We start from the raw sequence: 19406 nt of genomic DNA, 5'->3' as shown, positions 1-19406 counted from the left end.
ATGCCGTCCCTGAAGTGGGTCCAGGCATGCATCCTACCGCGCGCTGCGGGATCCAGCGGCGAAGCCGCGGGCGATGCGCGCAGAAAAAAGGGCCGCAGGTAAACCTGCGGCCCCGGGGTGATACCCCGGGCTGCGGACAGCCCGGGTATGGCTTGCGACCTTAGAAGTCGTACGACACGCCGAAGCGGACGTAGCGCGGGGTCTGCGAGCTGTACGGACGGTTGTAGCTCGGGTTCGGATTGGCGGTGAAGCCGCTCAGCGGGTAGGTCTGCGTCGTGGTCTGCTTGTTGAACACGTTGTAGACCATCACGTTGAACGCAAGCTTCTTGCCAGCCCACTCCGGACGGTACTCGGCGCTCAGGTCGAAGCGGTAGGTCCACGGCTGACGCTCGTCACCCGGGGAGTACGGCTTGCCCTTGCAGAAGTGGTAGTAACCACCGCCGTAACCCAGGCCCGGGTTGGACTCGTCGGCACCGTAGTAGCCCAGGCAGGTCTTCGGCATGCCGGACATGACCACCAAGTTACCCGAGAGCATCCACTCCGGGGTCAGCTGGTAGGCGCCGTACGCCTTGAGCTGGTGACGGCGGTCGTTGGACAGGGCGCCATTGGCGTAGTCCATGAGCTCGGCGTAGTCCCAGTCCACCGTGGCCGAGACGTCGGTCTGGCCGATGTCCGAACGCACCTGGCCTTCGCTGTTGCCAAAGCTGTGCGACCACAGGTAGTCGATCTTGCCGTACCACTTGCCGTCGAACGGATGCTCCAGGTACAGGTTCAGGCCGTAGTACTTGCGCTTCAGCGTGGTGTTGAAGCGGAAGTCGTCCATGGTCATCGGGACGGTGTAGTAACCATCGCCCGCCGCATTCGGGATCATCAGGATGTTCGTGCGACCCGGGTTGACCAGGTAGCTGCCCTGAATGGTGCCGACGTCATCCATGTCGATGCCCATCGCTTCCATCTTGGTGCGGATCGCGAACGAGTCGCCGATGTCGTCGATGGCGTTGCGCAGGTTGCGGAACGTGGCCTTGGCGCCGTAGGTCCAGGACTCGTTGAACTGCTTGTCGAAGCCGAGGATGTACTCATCCTGGTACTCGGACTTCAGGTTGCGCGAGGTCGCGGTCAGCGGATCGCGCGGCTGGCCATATTCGCCGTTGGACGAGATCGGGCCGCCGGTGCTGGTCGGGATCGCGGTCAGGCCGGTGGGGACACCGTTCGCATCGATGCCGGTGTAGGTGAAGTACTCATCCACCAGCAGCGAGGAACCGGCCGCACGCAGCGCGACGCTGGCGGGCATGGCGAGGTAGTAGCGACCAGCATTGCCGTACACCTTGAAGGTGGAATCGCCATTGACGTCCCACGAGAAGCCCACGCGCGGCGCCCACTGCGGCGAGGTCAGGCGCAGGTACGGCACGCCGTCACCATTGTTGTTGGTGAACTGGTCGTTACGCAGGCCGATCTTGACCAGCCAGCGGTCGTTCACCTGCCAGCTGTCCTCGATGTACTGGGCGCGCTGCTCGGTGGTCACCGTGGCACCGTTGGCCTGGCGGTAACGCGACACGAAGTAGCCGCTCTGGCCATTGGCGACCGAACCGGGGTTGACCACCCACGGCTGCGCCTGCCAGTTCGGGCCATTGGCCTCCGGGCCGCCGACGATGTACTTGGTCGGGTCGCCCGCGTCGTAGGACCACGAATAGCCCTGGCCGGAGGAGATCGTCCGATCGTTCTCGTCGGTGATCTTCTGGTTGTCGATACCGGCGGTGATCGTGTGGTCACCGATGTGGTAGCTGACGTCGATGCGCAGGTTGGTGTTCTTCGAGCGGTGCGACGGATCGGTGATGTAGCTGGCCGTCTGCGGACCGGTGATCGGGTTGCCGCCGGTGATCGCCGGGTTCTGCTTGTCGCCACCGAACACGTAGGCATTGCTTGCGTCGTAGCCCGGCACGGTCTCGTAGAAGGTGCCCTTCATCTCGCCGTACAGCGCGCTGACCGTCAGGTCGTCGGTGATGTAGCTGGTGAACTTGGCCGAGTACAGGTCCGAGCCGTACTTGTGCGACGTGTCGTAGCTGTTGAAATCACCCGTGCTGAGCGTGCTGTAGTCGAAGTCGTACAGGGTGCCCGCGTAGGACTCCTTGCTCGACGCACCAGTCAGCTCGAGGATGTTGCTGTCGTTGATGTTCCAGTCGAGCTTGGCGTACCACTTCGGGTTGTCGTAGCGGTACTGGGTGGTCTGCGGCGCAGCGTTGGAACCGACGCTGGTGCCTTCACGGCGCTCGGCCTCGGCGGCACCGAAGAAGAACAGCTTGTCCTTGATCAGCGGACCGCCGGCATAACCGGAGACGGTGGTGACCCAGGACTTGCTCTCGTTGCGGTACTGACGCATCTGGCCAGCCGAAGCGCCCGTCACGTAGTAGTAGTTCTTCGGGTCGGACTTGAGCGACTTGGGCGTCCACTGGATCTGGCCGCCGAAATGCCACTCGTTGGTGCCGCGCTTGCCGACCTGGCTGATCACGCCGCCGTCAGAACGGCCGTAAGCGGCGCCGTAGCCGCCGCTGAGGATTTCCTGCTGGTCGATGGCACCGTACGGCAGGGTCAGACCACCGAGGCCGCTGAGCGGATCGGTCGTGTTGAAGCCGTTGATGTAGTAGGCGTTCTCGGTGACGGACGAGCCGCCGAAGGAGACCACGTTGCCACCGGCGGTGCCGGTGAACAGGGCGCTGCCTTCCACCACGCCCGGCGCCAGCAGGGCGATCGCTTCGGCGCTGCGGGCCAGCGGCAGCTTGGCCAGCTGTTCGGCGGTGATGACGGTGCGCGAGTCCACGCCCGTCACGTCGATCGTCGGCAGCGCATTGGCGCTGACGGTGATGGCGGACAGGTTCTGGGCGTCAGCTGCGCCCGCCGCTGCGAACGAAACCTGGGTACCGGCACCCACGCGCAGGGTGACGTTCTTGCGGGAATCGACGTCCTGGCCATTCTGGCGCAGGGTGACGGTGTAGTCGCCCAGCGGCAGCTGGTTGGCGACGAAGTGACCGGAGGCGTCGACCGCGACTTCGCGCGTGAAGCCGGTGCTGCTCTGGATCAGGACGGTTTCGCCCTGGGCGGCCGGTGCATCACCGAAGATGCTGCCGGTGGTCGCCTGTGCAAAGGCAACGCCGGCGAAGCCCACGCTCAGGGCGACGGCGAGGGCCGTCCGGCGGATGGCCGGGCGATTGGCAACTTGCAAGCTCATGCAAAACTCCCCAAAACCTGTTTTGGAATTAGAAGGACTGAGGCCATCGTTATGCCTCGTGGCAACGAGCACGATCATCCATCCGCGTCCAAAAACGGTTTCACAAGGAGCACCTGAGAGAAGCCAGCAACCGCATAGGGGGATCGGTGCTGGCGAGACAGGCTTTGTGGGGAAGCGGGGCTCGTTTGACTGAACCTTAAGATGCCCACAGCAAAAATTCAATATTTGTTGTATGGGTGTTTCTGTTGCGTTGCGATACGGCCCAGCGCCGGGTCGTCGGTAAAAAAGGCATCGATGCCACGTCGGTGGTCGCACCGATTTCGTTCTGGTGCCGGGCGATGAGCACGCCGTCGCGCGTCATCACCAGGTCCGGCTCGACCAGGTCGTCGCCGTCGGCGACGGCGCGCGTAGGCGGCGAGCGTGTGTTCCGGCAGGTACGCGCTGGCGCCGCGGTGGGCGATGACCTGGGGACGCGGGACGCGGGAACTTTCACTCATGCGGGCGTGACCGTTGGGCGGGCTTCGGCCCAGCGTGGCACGGATCCGGGACGGTGGACTGGAGCCACCCTGCGCGATCGATCAGAGCTTCAGATAGAGCCGGCGCCGGTCCATCGCCCACACGATCGCCCACCACAACGCCACGAAGGCGACCGCCCAGGCCAGCGAGGCGATCCACGGCCCGGCCAGCGGCGTGATCCAGCCGGCGAACAGGTGCCGGTACAGCGGCTCCTGCCAGCCCAGCGCGGGCAGCGCGACCTGCATCAGCTCGGAGCCGGCGTAAGCGGCGATCGCGTTCATGCCGAAGCGACGGCCCAGCGCCGGCCAGCCACGTACGTCGACGAGCCAGTAGAAGCCCAGCAGCACCAGCATGGCCCAGCCGCCGGTCCACCCTACGAACGACGGCGTCCACAGATTCTTGTTGAGCGGCATCCATAGCGACCAGATCGCTCCGAGCGCCAACGCCGCCACACCGCCGACGAGCAGCCGCCCCGGTTGCCGCGCACGCAGCCACACGCCCGCGCACAGGCCAAGCAGACTGCTGGCGATCGCCGGCAGCGTCGCGGGCAGGCCTTCAGGATCGTGCACCTGGCCGGTGGCAGCGTTGTGGTCCCAGACGTACTGGCCGAATATCGCGCCGTCGATTCGGTCGACGATGTTGTTCCATTCGTCCAGCGTGTCGCCGGACAGCAGCAAAACGGTGTAGCCGGCCAGCAGCGTCGCGATGGCCAGCCACCACACGCGGCGCGGCGTGTAGATGGCGAAGGCCGCGACCACCGCGAAGCACACGCCGATCCGCTGCAGCACGCCCGGCCAGCGCATCTCGCGCCCCGGCAGCCACCACGCCGCCAGCGCATTGATCGCCAGGCCCAGCGCGAGGATGCGCAGCGCCCGCCACAACGCCGCATGGCGCAGCTGAGCGGGCGCAGCCCCCTGCTCCAGCCGCGGCAGGATCGCCAGGGCCACGGACACGCCCATCACGAACAGGAAGAACGGGAACACCAGGTCGGTCGGCGTGCAGCCATGCCAGGCGGCATGCTCCAGCGGCCAGTAGACGTGACCCCAGTCCCCCGGGTCGTTGACCAGCAGCATCGCCGCCACGGTGCAACCGCGCAGGGCGTCGAGCGAAGCGAAGCGACCGCCAGGGGCACGCATGCCGCTGCCCCGCGGCGGCATGGGCGCGGCCCCGCTGGTGATGTCGCGGCCGTGGTTGCTCAGGGCTTCGCCTCCAGCGACACGCGACCGAGCGCATACAGCGGACCGTCGACGGGCGCGGTGTAGACCAGGCACAGGCTGTGTTCGCCCGCCTGCGCGGGCAGCTTCGCATCGAGCTCGAACTGGCGCGGGCTGTGCGCCGGGTCGGGCAGCGCCATGCTGGCCAGGACCGGGCCGTCGCAGCGATCGGCATGCACCACGAGCTCGCCGAACGGCGTGGCGTGCGGGCGCGACACCACCAGTTTCTGCTCGTGCGCCAGCGCAAAGTTGCGCGGCAACCGCACCGCGTCGACCCGGATCGCGCCGACGCCTTCCATCAGCGTCGGAGGGAATTGCTGGCAACTGTCGAACAGGTTGACCGCATACACCGGCTGGGTACTCGTCGCATCGGGCGATGGCTGCAGCAGCAGGCGGAAGTCGCTGCCCGGGCAGTTCGCCAATGCCGTTCCGGGCAGCGAAAGCAGGCTGGCGCGGTCCAGCACGCGCTCGCGCGGCGCGGCCAACGCGATGCCGTCGTCGGCGAAGCTGGCGGCGCGCACGGTGGTCGGCAGGGTCACGTTGAGCGGCGCCTGGTAGCGCGGCGACGCCAGCGTCGGCGCGCTGCCGTCCAGGGTGTAGTGGATCGCGCCGAAGTCGGCCTGGTTGGAGAGCCGGACCGTTGCCTTGCCTGTCGCCAGCGCCACGTTGCGATCGGTGTCGATGGCCACTGCGAAGGCACCGTCGGCCACATTGACGTGCTGAGCGCGGTAGCGCGCCATCTGCGCGGGCAGGCGCGCCAGGAAGCCCGGCCAATCGGAGCGGCCGGCGGGTGACCACGCCACCTCGCTGAGCGCATCGAGCCGCGGAAAGACTTGGTGCTCCACGTGCGCCATGGTCGGCATGTGCTCGGTCCAGGCGTTGGCCTGCACCCCCAGCACGTGCCTCGCCTGCGCCGCGTCGAGCACGCCGGGAACGACCTGCAGCCCGTACACGTCCCTGAGCGACTCCACGCCGTAGCGACTGGCGTATTCGCCGGGCAGGTCGCTCTGCACGTGGTCGAGGTAGAGGTCCGGCGAGGGCGACATCACCACGTCGTGGCCGAGCAGCGCCGCCTTGATCGCGCCATCGATACCGCGCCAGGACATCACCGTGGCGCCCGCCGGCAGGTTGTCGCCTTCAAGGATCTCGTCCCAGCCGATCAGCTTGCGGCCGTGCTTTTCCAAATACTGCCCGATGCGCCCGATGAACCAGCCCTGCAGCGCGTCCTCGCTGGTGATGCCGAGCTCGCGCATCTTCGCCTGCACCGCGGGCGAGGCCTGCCACTGGTCCTTGATCGCCTCGTCGCCGCCGACATGGATGTACGTCGACGGGAACAACGCCAGCACCTCGTCGAGCACGTTGTCGATGAAGGTGAAAGTGTCCTCATCGACGTTGTACAGCCAGGGATTGACGCCGGAGTCCACCGATACGGCCGGCCGCTTGCCAGTGACGCCGATCTGCGGATACGAGGCCACCGCCGCCTGCGCGTGCCCGGGCATGTCCAGCTCCGGCACGATGGTGACGTGGCGCGCGGCGGCGTAGGCGACCACGCGGCGGATCTCGTCCTGCGTGTAGAAACCGCCATAGCGTTTGGGCTCGCCGTCCTGGCCGGCGTGTGGAGGCGTGCGCCACGCGCCGACCCGGGTCAGCTCCGGATAGCGCTTGATCTGGATCCGCCAGCCCTGGTCGTCGGTGAGGTGCCAGTGCAGCACGTCGAGCTTGTGCTGGGCCATCTGGTCGATCAGGCGTTCGACCTCGGCCACGCTCTGGAAATGCCGCGCCGAATCGAGCATCAGCCCGCGCCAGGCGAAGCGCGGCCAGTCCTTGATGGCGAGCGCAGGCACCTGCACCGCGCCTTGCCCGGCGTCGGGTGTCAGCAGCTGGTAGAGCGTGACCGTGCCATGAAACAGTCCCGCGTCGTCGCGGGCCGCCACCTCGATACCGCGGGCGGAAACCTTGAGCGTATAGCCGCCCTCCTGCGCCACCGCGGCACGCGGGTCACGCCGCAGCACGATCGCCGGCACGCCGCTGCGCTGCCCGGCAACGGCCAGGTGCAGGCCGCGCGTGCGCGCCAGCAGGTCGACGAGGTACTGCGCGGTCTGCCGCGTGGCCGCATCGTCGCTCGCCAATACCACCGGCGTGCGTGCATCCACGACGAGGTGGCCCGGCTGCAGCTGGACCTTTGCGGGCAACGGAATCAGCGAGGGAGTCGCCGCGGCGCCGGCGAACGCCGCGCGCGAGGGCAACAGGGCGACGGCCCACAGCAGGCAGGCGCACAGGAAAAAGGAGGTTCGTCGCAACATCGGCAAGCTCCATCGACGGCCCAGCATGCCATCGCCGCGGCCTGCGCAAAAAAAAGGGCCCGAAACATGCAGACCGGGCCCGGCGGGGAGTGCAGGCCATCCGTGGCCTGCTTCAATCGGTGGATCAGAAGCTCAGGTGCGCGTTCAGGTAGTACTGGCGGCCGTTCTCGTAGAACGAGGTCGGGATCGCCGCACTCTGGTAGTACTTGATGGTCGGGTTGTTGAGGTTCAGCGCATCCAGGCTGAAGCTCAGCCAGTCGGTCGCCTTGTAGCTGAGCGAGGCCGACAACGTGCCGAAGCTGTCCTGGTAGTACGGGTGGGTGCCGGACAGGCCGATCAGGAACGACGAACGGCGGGTGTAGCTGACCCGGGCGCCGAAGGTGTCGTTCTCGAAGTAGGCGCCGACGTTGTAGGTGTTCTTCGAAGTGCCCAGCAGATGGTTGCTGCCATCGGCCCAGGTGTAGTCGGAACTGCCATCGGCGTAGGTGTAGTTCGTATTGATGCCGAAGTGCTCGCCGATCGGCTGGTCGTACGCCAGCTCCACGCCGGTGACCTTGGCGTCGGCGTTGATCGGCATCGACACCTGGTAGGCCTCCAGCTGGTGGGTCAGCTCGCTGAACAGCATCTGCGTCTGCACGCCGTAGGCGACGTAGTCCTTCATGTTCATCGAGTACGCGGTGGCCGACAGCAGGCCGCGCGGCATGAAGTACCACTCCAGGCCGGCATCGAGGTTGGTCGAGACCACCGGCTTGAGGTTCGGGTTGCCGCCGCCGCCGGTCCGATTGAGATCCGAGCCATAGGAGGACGCACCCAGCGCGGAGTAATCGGGCAGGGTCTGCGTCTGCGAGGCAGCGAAGCGGAACACCAGGTTCTGGGCCATGTTGAACTTGAGGTTCGCGCTGGGCAGCACGCGGCTGTAGCTGTTGTCATAGTGGCGACGGTCCCAGGCGCCGAACAGGCTGCTCACGTCGGGGTTGACGGTGTCGGCGAAGTAGGTGTCGATGCCCTGCTTGATGTGGACGTAGCGCAGGCCGGCGTTGCCGCTCCAGTTCTCGCCCTCGAAGTTCACCTGGAAGTAGGCCGCGAGGTTCTTCTCGTCCACGCTCCACTCGGCGCCGTAGTTGTGCCGGCCGGTGGGGCCGTCGTTGTCGGACAACCAGGTGGAGTTGGCGATGATCGCCTGCTTCAGCGCATCCGGGGTGAAGTACCACAGGTCGCGCGGGAACGTACCGCCGATGCCCTCGGCGAAGTTGCCTGGGTAGTTGGCGGTCTGGCCGTTCTGCAGTGCCGACCAGATGTCGCCGGGCGAGGCGCCCTCGGGCGACTGCGCCTCGCGGTCATGCTTGGCGTAGCGCACGCCGTAATCGAACGATTGCACGACGCCGGCGTTGAAGTACTGGGTGAAGTCGGCGGTGAACCAGTTCTCCTTGTCCACCGCGCGCACTTCCTGGTTGCCCCAGGTGCCGAAGCCGGTGACGCCGGCCGGGCTGATGTCGCCGCCCACGCTCCAGTCCACCGGCGCGCTGTTGCCGTGGGTGGTCCAGCTGGCGCCGCCGCCGTTGGCGGCCGTCACTTCGGCGATGAACTGGCGCGGGGTTTCGCCGACGCCTTTGGTGGTGCCGGCCTGGAACTTGGCCGTCACGTTGTCGGAAATGTTCCAGTCGGCATCCAGCGTGTAGTACTGCGTCTTGGACGAGGCCTCGCGGTAGATCATGTCGTACACGACGTAATTCGTGCCGGGCACGCCCGCGTAGGTGGCGTTGGTCAGCACGCCGTTTTCGACCGTGTAGCCGGGCTCGGGCGCCTGGCTGGTCGCGAAGTTGCCGCCCCACAACATGAAGTTGCGGTTGTAGTTGTTCGCTTCCATCTTCGAGTAGAAGCCGCTCGCGCCAATAGTCAGGTCGTCGCTCGGACGGAACTGCACCTCGACCAGACCGCCCTTGCGGTCGCGCACCTGCTCGAACAGGGTCGAACCCAGCAGGCCGGGCACGGACACGCCGGCCAGGTCCGGATTGCTCTGCGCCAGCGCGGAGGTCGGGTCGATCACGGCGAAGCCGCCGGGGATTTCCTGGGCCTCGCGGCGCAGGTGGCGCTTCTGCTTGAACGCCTGCACCATCACGCCGAAGTTGTTCTGGTCGTTCTTGTAGTTGAACAGGCCGGAGAACTGCGGGTCGGTCTTGCCCGGGCCGTCGGCATAGACGCCACCCAGGCTGAGAGCGCCGGAAACCTGCTTTTCGAAGTCCAGCGGCTTGCGCGTGATGATGTCGACGTTGCCGGTGGTGCCGCCCTCCTGGAAGCGCGCTTCGGACGACTTGTGCACTTCCACGCGGCTGACCAGTTCGGACGGCAGCAGCGTGTAGCTCACGCTGCGGCCGACGTTGTTGCCCTGGCTCAGCACGAACCAGTCGGCCGAACCCACGCCGTGGCCGTCGATCAGCGTCTGGGTCAGGCTGGGGCTGGTGCCGCGCAGGCTGACGCGGTCGGCTTCGTCGAAACCGCCCTCGTCGGCGCTGGAGGAGCTGATGTTCACGCCCGGCAGGCGCTGCAGGGTGTCGGCCACGTTGTGCGCCGGCAGCTTGCCGATATCCTCGGCGGTGACCACTTCCATGGTGGAGTTGGAGTCGCGCTTGATATCGAGCGCCTTCTCCACCGAGCCGCGGATACCCGTGACAGTGACCGTGGACAGCTGCTTGATCTTGTCCTTTTCGGCCTGGGCCTTCGAGGTCTGCGCGGTGGCGTCGGCGCCGGTCGTGGCCTGGCCCGCGTCCTGTGCATGCAGCGCGCCGGCCAGGCAAAGGCTGGCGACGATGCTTGCGGCTAACAGCGTCTTGCGGTGTGACATGGTGCTCCCCTCCAGTCGGATCAGCAGCACGCGCGTCGCGGTGATGCTGGTTGGTTGCAAGGGCTTGCGCCCGTTTGTTATGCGATCTCCAAAGCTCAGCCGGGTACGGCGTGACCGGCCAAAGCCAGGCCGGCCGCGCCGATCACGCCGTGCTGGCCGTGTTCCATCAGTCGTACGGGAACCTGCTGCAGGTACGGGCGCATCACGCCCTTGTTGAAGAAGCGCTCGCGGAAGCGGCTGGCCAGCAGCAACTGGCGGATCTGCGGCAGGATGCCGCCGGCGAGGAACACGCCCCCGCGCGCGCCGTAGAGCAACACCAGGTCGCCCACGAAGCTGCCGAGCAGGCCGCAGAACACCTGAAGCGCCTCGACCGCCGCCGCGTCGCTCTGCATCAGCGCTGCGTGGGTGATGGCACTGGGTTCGGAAAGCACGGCCGGCGTGCCGCGCAGCGTGCTGATCGCGCGGTAGAGGTTGCGCAGGCCGGGGCCGGACAGTGCGTGTTCGAAGGCGACGTGCGAACGCTCGCGCGAGAGCAGGCGCAGGATCTCGATCTCGCGCTCGTTGCCCGGCGCCAGCGCAATCTGCCCCGCTTCGGTGGCGAGCACCGTCGCTTGCGGCTGGCCCGGCAGCAGCACCGCCGAACCCAGGCCGGTGCCCGGCCCCATCACCAGCACCGGGCCGCGCTGTGGCGGTGCGCTGGTCTGGATCACTGGCAGCGTGTCGGCGTCGGTCAGGAACTGGGTCGCCCAGGCGACCGCTTCGAAATCATTGATCACGGCCAGGCGGTCGAGCGCCAGGGTGTCGCGTATGTCGCTGATCGACACCGGCCAGGCGAGGTTGTCGTTGACGATGGCGTCCTCGAGCACGTAGCCGGCGCTGGCCACGACGCACTGGTCGATCGGCGCGGGGGCGTCGAGGTAGGTGACGAAGTGCTGCAACACCGCGGTGAGGCTGGGCCACTCGGCGCAGGCGTAGCGCTGGTAGCGCAGCACGGTGACCGGGCTGGCGCCCTGGGGCTGTCGACTGAGCAGGCCCACGCGCGCATGCGTGCCGCCGACGTCGGCGGCCAGCAGCAGGCTTTCCTGCGGCAGGCGCTGCGGGCTCCTCGAGTTGGCGACCTCGGCCACGACTCCTCCCTTTGCACTTGGCCCGGCGTCGCTGGACGTCGGCGGGGGCGGAGTCTGGACAGCGATGACAACGTTGTCAACGCGTTTTGGCGACATTTTCGGAAGACCGGTTTACGCACTGCAGCAACCGGCCTTCCGATTATCTGTCACGGCATGCGAAAAGCTCGCAGCCAAGCCGCCAGCACACTGAATTGCGGCGGTCGCGCACAAGGAAAATCGTGATGCGGCATTGCATCAGACAAACCGCGGATAGGCCGTTGGTCAGGGGCCCGCGCAAACGCCATTTCGACATTCACGAAAGACATAAATTGACAACGTTGGCCCGCGAGGCCATAAAGCCGGCCGGGGGAGTGCCCGTTGACGGCGCTCGCATCGCCATGCGTTTGCCTGACAGGAGCCGTCCATGTCGTCCACCACGCTCGCGACCGATCAATCCAAGCCATCGGCGCTGGGGCCGATGCTGGTGATCGGGCTGCTGTTCTTCATCTTCGGCTTCGTCACCTGGCTCAACGGACCGCTGATCGCCTTCGTCAAGCTGGCCTTCCAGGTGGAGGACGTCTACGCCTTCCTGGTGCCGTTCGCCTTCTACATTTCCTACTTCGTGTTCTCGCTGCCGGCCTCGATGGTGCTGCGGCGCACCGGCATGAAGAAGGGCATGGCGCTGGGGCTGTTCGTGATGGCGATCGGTGCGATGGCGTTCGGCCAGTTCGCCACCATGCGCATCTTCGCCGGCGCGCTCGTCGGCCTGTTCGTGATCGGCGCCGGCCTGTCGCTGCTGCAGACGGCTTCCAACCCGTACATCAGCATCCTGGGACCGATCGAGAGCGCGGCACAACGCATCGCGGTGATGGGCATCTGCAACAAGGTGGCCGGCATCCTGGCGCCGATCGTGATCGGCTCGCTGGTGCTCGCCGGTATCGGTGACATCGACGCGCAGGTCCACGCGGCAGCCACACCGCAGGCGCGCGAAGCATTGCTGGATGCCTTCGCCGCGAAGATCCACGCGCCGTACCTGGGCATGGCGGTGCTGCTGGCGCTGCTGGCGGTCTGGATCGTGCGCTCGTCGCTGCCGGAGATCCGTCCCTCCAAGGCCAACAGCGAGCAGGCGGGCGAGGCAGGCACCAGCATCCTGGGCTTTGCGCACCTGTGGCTGGGCGTGCTGTGCCTGTTCCTGTACGTGGGCGTGGAAGTGATGGCGGGCGACGCGATTGGCACCTACGGCGCCGGCTTCGACCTGCCGCTGGACCAGACCAAGTTCTTCACCGCCTTCACCCTGGGCGGCATGCTGCTCGGCTACGTGGCCGGGCTGGTGCTTATCCCGCGGGTGATCTCGCAGCAGCGTTACCTCGCCGTCTCCGCGGTGCTCGGCGTGCTGTTCAGCGTGTGCGCCTACCTCACCCACGGCTACGTCTCGGTCGGCTTCGTGGCGGCGCTGGGTTTCGCCAACGCCATGATGTGGCCGGCGATCTTCCCGCTGGCGATCAACCGGCTGGGCCGCCATACCGAGGCCGGCTCGGCGCTGCTGATCATGGGCATCGCCGGCGGCGCGGTGGTTCCGCAGTTGTTCGCACACCTGAAGACGCACTACGACTTCCAGCTGGTGTTCGCGGCGCTGATGGTCCCTTGCTACCTGTACATCCTGTTCTACGGCCTGCGCGGCTACCGCGTGGGCCTGCGTGATGGCGATGGCGCGCGTCCGCAGTGAAGGCACCGCCACGCCGGCGCGCCGGTGGGCTAGGATGGCGCGCCGATCCGCAGGAGAACCCGTCGTTGCGTCACGCCACCATCAAGGATGTCGCCAAGCGCGCCGGCGTGTCGCTGAAGACCGTATCGCGGGTGATCAACCGCGAGCCTTCTGTGCGCGAGGACACACGCGAAAAGGTCGAACGGGCGGTCGAGGCGCTCGGTTACCGCCCGAACCTTTCCGCGCGCAGCCTGCGCGCGGCGCACTCGTACGCGATCGGACTGGTCTACGACAACCCGAACGCGCACTACGTCATCAGCATGCAGAACGGCGTGCTGTCGGCCTGCCGCGAACGCGGCTTCGGCCTGCAGATCCATCCCTGCGACTCGTCTTCGCCGCACCTGGCCGAGGAGCTGTGCGCGCTGGTGCGCCGTTCGCGCCTGGCGGGGCTGGTGCTGGCGCCGCCGATGTCCGAGCAACCGCAACTGGTCGCCACGCTGAAGGCGCACGACATCGCCTTCGTGCGCATCCTCGCCGCCCGCCAGGATCCGTGCGACGGCTCCCCCTGCGTGTGGGTGGACGACCGCGACGCGGCCTATGCGATCACCGAGCACCTGATCCAGCTCGGGCATACGCGGATCGGTTTCCTGTGGGGCGAGCCACACCATCGCTCCAGCCCGGAGCGGTACCAGGGCTATGCCGATGCGTTGAAGGATTACGGCATCGCGCTCAACAAGAAGCTGATCTTGCCCGGACGCTACGCGTTCGACGATGGCTTCCGCGGCGCGCGCAAGCTGCTCGCGCTGAAGGAGCCGCCGACGGCGATCTTCGGCAGCAACGACGAGATCGCTGCCGGCGTGCTGGCAGCGGCACGCTCGGCCGGACTGGACGTGCCGTGGGATCTGTCGATCGCCGGCTTCGAGGACAACCCGTTTTCCAAGCAGGCCTGGCCGGCGCTGACCACGGCGCGGCAGTCGACTGCGGAGATCGGCCGGCATGCCGCGCTGCGGTTGATGGCCGAGCTGCAGCAGGGCGAATCGACGCCGGATACGGCCAACGAAGGCTTCGTGCCGGAACTGGTGGTGCGCGGGTCGACGGCGCCACCGCGCAAGGGCTGAGCTCTCCACGCCTGGACTCCTCTCCGCTCGTGAGAGGCAGGATTCGGCATCGCCCCGTCCCCCGCTCCGCCCGAACCCTCACCCGCCCTGCGGGCACCCTCTCCCGGCGGGAGAGGGAACACATCTGTCCGTCCCCGGAATCCCCATGAAATCATCCCGTGACACCCTGATGTACCAGGAGGCGCAGTCGGCCGCCGACGTGATCGCACACCAGCTCGCCGCCAACGCCGGCCTGCTGGCCGAGCTGGGCGAGCGCCTGCGCGCCAGCCCGCCGCGGTGCATCGTCACTTGCGCGCGCGGCAGCTCCGACCACGCCGCCGCCTACGCCAAGTACGTGTTCGAGACGCGCCTGGGCGTGGTCACCGCCTCGGCCTCGCCGGCGGTCAGCTCGATCTACGATGCACCGCTGCAGCTGGGAGGCGCACTGTTCCTGGCCATCTCCCAATCCGGCAAGAGCCCCGATCTGCTGCTCAGCGCGCAGGCCGCAAGGAAGGCCGGCGCGCAGGTAGTGGCGCTGGTCAACGACGCCGATTCCCCGCTGGCGCAGCAGGCCGACGTGGTGGTGCCGCTGCACGCCGGCCCCGAGCGCAGTGTGGCGGCGACCAAGAGCTACCTGGCCACGCTTTCGGCGGTGCTGCAGTTGACCGCCTACTGGAGCGGCGACGAGGCGCTGCACGCCGCGCTCGAGCGCCTGCCGGGCGATCTGCGCCAAGGCTGGGACGCCCACTGGCAGGCACTCGGCGAAGGCCTGCGCGAGGTGCACAACCTGTTCGTGGTCGGCCGCGGCTATGGCTTCGGTGCCGCGCTCGAAGCGGCGTTGAAGTTCAAGGAAACCTGCGGCCTGCATGCCGAGGCCTTCAGCGCGGCGGAGGTCAGGCACGGGCCGATGGCGCTGGTCGGCGCCGGTTTTCCGGTGCTGGTGTTCGCGCAGGCGGACGGCTCGCTGGAGGGCACCCTCGCCGTCGCCAACGAGTTCCGTGCGCGCGGCGCGCGGGTGTGGGTCGCGGCACCGGGCGCCAGCGGGCCGGACGCCCTGCCGCTGCCGGCCGGCCTGCCTGCGATCACCACTCCGCTGCTCGCCGTGCAGAGTTTCTACCGCGCAGCCAGCGCGCTTTCACTGGCGCGCGGCTACGATCCGGATGTGCCGCCACACCTGCGCAAAGTCACGGAGACGTTGTGATGCTTCAGTCCCTGCTCGCCCTGGTCCACGGTCGCGTGCTGACCGACGAGGGCCTGCGCGAGGACGTCGCGGTGCTGGTGCACGACGGCCACGTGCTCGCGCTGGCCGCGGCCGACGACCCACGCGTGGCGCAGGCGCAACGCCACGACCTGGCCGGCGCGCTGCTGCTACCCGGTTTCATCGACGTGCAGGTCAACGGCGGCGGCGGGTTGCTGTTCAACGACGCGCCCACGGTGGACACGCTGCGCGGCATCGCACAGGCGCACCGGCGCTTCGGCACCACCGGCCTGCTCCCGACGCTGATCACCGACACCGCGGACAAGATGCGCGCCGCGCTGGACGCCGTGGATGCGGCGATCGCGCAGTGCGTGCCGGGCATCCTGGGCATCCACCTGGAGGGACCCTTCCTGGCGCCCGCACGCAAGGGCATCCATGACGCCTCGCTGTTCCGCACGCCCGGCACCGACGACCTGCTCGCGCTCACCGCGCAACGCCGCGGCGTAGTGATGCTGACGCTGGCGCCCGAGCAGGTGGAACCGTCGGTGATCGCGCGCCTGGCTGCTGCGGGCGTGCGCGTGGTCGCCGGCCACACGGCGGCCGACTACGCGACCGCGCGCGCCGCGCTCGACGCCGGCGTGTGCGGCTTCACTCACCTGTACAACGCGATGACCCCGCTCACCAGCCGCGAACCGGGCGTGGTGGGCGCGGCGCTGGACGATCCGGCCAGCTGGTGCGGATTGATCGTCGACGGCCACCACGTGCACCCGGCCTCGCTGCGCATCGCGATCAGCGCCAAGCCGCCGGGCAAGTGCGTACTGGTCACTGACGCAATGCCGCCAGTGGGCAGCGCGCGACCGGACTACACGCTCAACGGCCAGACCATCGTCGCGCGCGAGGGCATCTGCATGAACGACGCCGGCGTGCTCGCCGGCAGTGCGCTGGACATGGCCAGCGCGGTGCGCAACACGGTCAACCTGCTCGGCCTGCCGCTGGCCGAGGCCTCGCGCATGGCCAGCGCCTATCCGGCCGAATGGCTCGGGCTGGAACAGACCCACGGCCGCATCGCACCGGGCCAGCGCGCCGACTTTGCCGTGCTGGACGACACCCTGCACGTCCGCGAGACCTGGATCGGCGGAGAGCGCCAGGCGGTGTGAGGCGCAACTTCCCGGCCGGCAGACGCCGGCCGGGAGGCATTCACGTCAGTGTTTCCTGATCGCGCCGAGCAACGGATCCACTGCATTCGGCGGGATCGCACCGCCGCTGCACTGTTCGAATGCCTGGTTACAGATCATCCGGTCCCTCAGCGAGGCCGCTTGCGCCATGCAGGTTTCCCAGGCGGTATCGCACTTGGCCGGGTAGGCCTGCGCGGTCCGGGCGGGAAAGAAGGTGAAAGCGGCTGCCGCAGCCGCCACCGGCAAAGCGATCGTCACGATCTTGCGAAGCATGCTTGAACTCCTTTCAGCAAGTGTCCCCCTGCATGACCCGGAGTAACACGCGTCCCGGCCTGCGGCAACCGCCAGCCCGGCAAACGCGGAACGCGGCCACGGTCCTGGCGCCCCCGCCAAGGCGGGTCCCAGCCATCGCCCCTGGTATGCGGGCGATGGCTGAAACCGGTACCGAGGTCGTTCTGTCAGGGCTGGCGCGGGGCCATGCCGCGGGCGCGCGCCGGCGGGGGCGGCGGGTACAGGACGCCACTGCAAGCCTGGAAGTCCAGTACGCACTGCTTCAGGCCATCGATCGACTTGGCGCTGTACATGCAGGTCCAGTAGGTGCTGTCGCAGACCGCCGGGTAGGCCTGCACCGGCTTGGCGGGGAAGAAGGTGAACGCGGCCGCGGCGGCCATGGTGGGCAGCGCGAAGGTGAGAATCCTGCGAAGCATGCTCGAACTCCTTTTAGGCAAGTTTCCCCTGCACCGCCCGGGGTAACACGCGCCGGGCTTCATCAACAACGGCGAGGCGCCCAAACGGAGAACGGTGCCGCAGTCCGGCGGCGCCGCCGGAACCTGCGCCAGGATTGCAGCCTGCGGCGCGCCCTACGGCGAGTGCGTCAGTCCGGTCGCGTGCAGGTCGCTGCCGGCCACGCGCAGGCTGCGCACGAGGTAGGCGCGGACGGTCGCGTCGGGAGCCGCCGGCGCGAGGCCGCCGAGGTGGCGATGGAGCATCCATTCCAGGAGATAGAGATAGGCCTCGTGGGCGACCGGTTTGTCGTTGTGGTGGTCGGCCCGGGGGTCGACGAACAGGCTGAAGTCCTTGCCCAGCGCCTTCAGGCGCGCGGCATAGCCGAGCACGCCGCGCAGCGCCACGCGGCGGTCCTCGCCGCCGGCGAAGATCAGCAGCGGGCGGTCCATGCGCTTGGCGTGGGCCAGCGGCGACTGGTCGTGCAGGCGCGCCATCGTGGCGGCGTCGCGGGGGTCGACCGACAGCATCGCCAGCCATTCGTCGAACGGAATGTAGCGCGAGAGCGACAGCGCTTCGGTGGTGCGTCCGATCCAGCGGATGTCCCAGCCGAAGTCCGGGGGCGGCACCACCGCCACGCCGACCTTGAAGAGGTCCGGCTGGAAGGTCACGCCGAGCAGCGTCGTATAGCCACCGAAGGAAGCGCCGGCGATGCCAACGCGCTCGGCGTCGCCGATGCCCCGGGCCAGCAGCGCGCGGGTACCCTCGACGATGTCCTGCTGCACGCGGCCATGGCCGAAGTCGCCCTGGGCGGACATCAGGTAATGGCGGCCCAGTCCGTTGGAAGCACGGAAGTTCGGCTCGAACACGACATAGCCGCGGTTGGCCAGGGCCTGGCTGTAGCCATTGCCGAACTGGTCCGGACGGGCGGCGCTCCACGGCCCGCCATGCGCCAGCACCACCAGCGGCAGGTGTGCGGGATCGACCCCGGGTGGCAACCAGACGAAGCCGTGCAGGCGCATGCCGTCGGAAGCGCTCCAGTCGAATGGCAGCTTGCGCGCCATCGCCGCTTCCGGGAGCCACTGCGCAGGGCGGCCGTCGCGATCGCCCAGCGGCGGGAAGTCCAGGATCTCGCGCGAGGCGCCGGAACGCGGGTCCACCAGGTGCCAGCGCGCGCCCTGCAGGGTGCTGGCCTGTTCGCTGACCAGCCAGTGTGTTTTGCCCAGCGCGATGTCCAGGTCGCGACCGGGCAGGCGCGCTTCCAGGCCGGCCAGCGCGCGGCGCGTCGCGGCATCCAGCCCCTGGTTCGCGGCCACGGTGCCGCGGTAGCTGGCGATGCGTGGCATGCCTTCGGCCGGATCGAGTGCCAGCGCGTCGACGTCGGCTTCTCCGCGCGGATCGATGGCGAGGGTGTCAAGCGTGCCGTCGGGCCGCAGCCGGCGCAGGCCTTCGAGGTCGGCGTCCACGTCGCTGAGCAGCAACAACCGGCCCTGGACATCGGTCACCGGCAGCAGCGAGCAGCGATGCAGTTGCTTGCAGCGCAGCACCGGATGCAGGCGGCCTTGCGCGTCGACGCGATGGATCGCCAGGGCGGCGCCCTCGACGCGCTCGAGAAAGGCCAGCCGTCCGCTGCGGTCGAAAGCCACCTCGACCAGCCGATGTGCGTCCTCGTGCAACAGCGTGCGCCGCCCCTGCATGTCGGCGCGCAACACGCGCCAGCGCTCGGGTGCGTCCGGCATGGCCGGCACGCGCTCGCGCAGCAGCACGGCGGCCGGCTGCAGCGGATCGATCCCGATCAGCTCGCGCTGCCCGCGACCACCCAGCGTGGCGACCAGATGCGAACCGCCCTGGCCCGCGGCCGCCACCGCGAACAGCTGGCGCCCGGACTCCAGCACCAGCCAGCGGCCATCGTGCGACCAGGCGATCGCCCGTGCGTCGGTGCTGCCGAGCACGCGGCGCGCTTGTGCACCATCCGCGGGGAGCAACCAGAGGCTGCGCCGACCGGCCTGCTCGCGCAGGTAGGCGACCTGGTTTCCGTCGGGCGAAAGCGCCGCGGCGGCAACGGCCGGGCGCAGCAGGAAAGCGGCACGTGGGAACGTCGGTGCCGGCGCGCGCGCGCGTTCGTGCGCGACGGCCGCCTGGAACGTATCCCCCGGCGCATGCGCCAGCGCGGGCCGGACCAGCAGAAGGGCACACAGGGCGAGCAGGGAGCGGACGAACGGGTACATGGCGCGTTTTCCGTGCTGTCGTAGGGGTGATGGGGAGGGCTCTCGCTCGTGCGGGCGCGCCCGCCCGGCCTTCCCC

At 68.2% G+C, this 19406-nt stretch carries 12 protein-coding genes and 1 pseudogene; 4 read left to right on the top strand and 9 right to left on the bottom strand.

Annotated elements, in window-relative coordinates; genetic code table 11:
* Positions 1-160: 160 nt before the first annotated feature.
* The 6 genes and pseudogenes from ACFWZ3_RS00535 to glk form a co-directional block, all read right to left on the bottom strand.
* Complete coding sequence (locus ACFWZ3_RS00535; RefSeq protein ID WP_439705840.1) at positions 161-3223, bottom strand: TonB-dependent receptor; 3063 nt, start codon at positions 3221-3223, stop codon at positions 161-163.
* A 286-nt stretch (positions 3224-3509) separates the two neighbouring features.
* Positions 3510-3720, bottom strand: a pseudogene (locus ACFWZ3_RS00530) (glycerophosphodiester phosphodiesterase family protein); the annotation flags it as partial.
* An 81-nt stretch (positions 3721-3801) separates the two neighbouring features.
* Positions 3802-4875, bottom strand: a complete 1074-nt coding sequence (locus tag ACFWZ3_RS00525; protein ID WP_439705839.1) for an acyltransferase family protein — start codon at positions 4873-4875, stop codon at positions 3802-3804.
* A 59-nt stretch (positions 4876-4934) separates the two neighbouring features.
* Positions 4935-7256 (bottom strand): beta-N-acetylhexosaminidase, encoded by a 2322-nt coding sequence (locus ACFWZ3_RS00520; RefSeq protein ID WP_439705838.1) that lies wholly within the window; start codon positions 7254-7256, stop codon positions 4935-4937.
* A gap of 124 nt (positions 7257-7380) precedes the next feature.
* Complete coding sequence (locus ACFWZ3_RS00515; RefSeq protein ID WP_439705837.1) at positions 7381-10098, bottom strand: TonB-dependent receptor; 2718 nt, start codon at positions 10096-10098, stop codon at positions 7381-7383.
* 95 nt (positions 10099-10193) lie between these two features.
* A complete protein-coding gene (glk, locus tag ACFWZ3_RS00510) occupies positions 10194-11225 on the bottom strand; it encodes a glucokinase (protein WP_439705836.1) in 1032 nt (343 codons plus the stop codon).
* A 403-nt stretch (positions 11226-11628) separates the two neighbouring features.
* Between glk and ACFWZ3_RS00505 the strand changes: the two genes are divergently transcribed.
* From ACFWZ3_RS00505 to nagA, 4 genes are all read left to right on the top strand, one after another.
* Positions 11629-12930, top strand: coding sequence for a sugar MFS transporter (locus ACFWZ3_RS00505; RefSeq protein ID WP_439705835.1), 1302 nt, complete (start codon positions 11629-11631; stop codon positions 12928-12930).
* A gap of 65 nt (positions 12931-12995) precedes the next feature.
* Complete coding sequence (locus ACFWZ3_RS00500) at positions 12996-14027, top strand: LacI family DNA-binding transcriptional regulator (RefSeq protein WP_439705834.1); 1032 nt, start codon at positions 12996-12998, stop codon at positions 14025-14027.
* 139 nt (positions 14028-14166) lie between these two features.
* Positions 14167-15207, top strand: coding sequence for an SIS domain-containing protein (locus tag ACFWZ3_RS00495; protein WP_439706196.1), 1041 nt, complete (start codon positions 14167-14169; stop codon positions 15205-15207).
* Positions 15207-16361: an N-acetylglucosamine-6-phosphate deacetylase gene (gene nagA, locus ACFWZ3_RS00490; protein ID WP_439705833.1), complete on the top strand. Its 1155-nt coding sequence runs from the start codon at positions 15207-15209 to the stop codon at positions 16359-16361. Before ACFWZ3_RS00495 ends, nagA begins: the two co-directional genes overlap by 1 nt.
* 45 nt (positions 16362-16406) lie before the next feature.
* On the opposite strand, the gene ACFWZ3_RS00485 is transcribed toward nagA, so the two are convergent.
* The 3 genes from ACFWZ3_RS00485 to ACFWZ3_RS00475 all read right to left on the bottom strand — a co-directional run bounded on the left by ACFWZ3_RS00485 (position 16407) and on the right by ACFWZ3_RS00475 (position 19330).
* Complete coding sequence (locus tag ACFWZ3_RS00485) at positions 16407-16652, bottom strand: hypothetical protein (RefSeq protein WP_439705832.1); 246 nt, start codon at positions 16650-16652, stop codon at positions 16407-16409.
* 185 nt (positions 16653-16837) lie between these two features.
* The gene (locus tag ACFWZ3_RS00480) at positions 16838-17086 is read right to left on the bottom strand and encodes a hypothetical protein (protein ID WP_439705831.1); all 249 of its coding nucleotides are present in this window, start codon (positions 17084-17086) and stop codon (positions 16838-16840) included.
* Between the two features lie 153 nt (positions 17087-17239).
* Positions 17240-19330, bottom strand: coding sequence for a prolyl oligopeptidase family serine peptidase (locus ACFWZ3_RS00475; RefSeq protein ID WP_439705830.1), 2091 nt, complete (start codon positions 19328-19330; stop codon positions 17240-17242).
* Between the last annotated feature and the right edge of the window lie 76 nt (positions 19331-19406).

It is taken from the genome of Frateuria sp. GZRR35 (assembly GCF_051900415.1).
Taxonomy (GTDB): Bacteria; Pseudomonadota; Gammaproteobacteria; order Xanthomonadales; family Rhodanobacteraceae; genus Frateuria_A.
The sequence above is the reverse complement of the archived record's forward strand: the minus strand, read 5'-3'. Positions and strand labels throughout refer to the sequence as shown.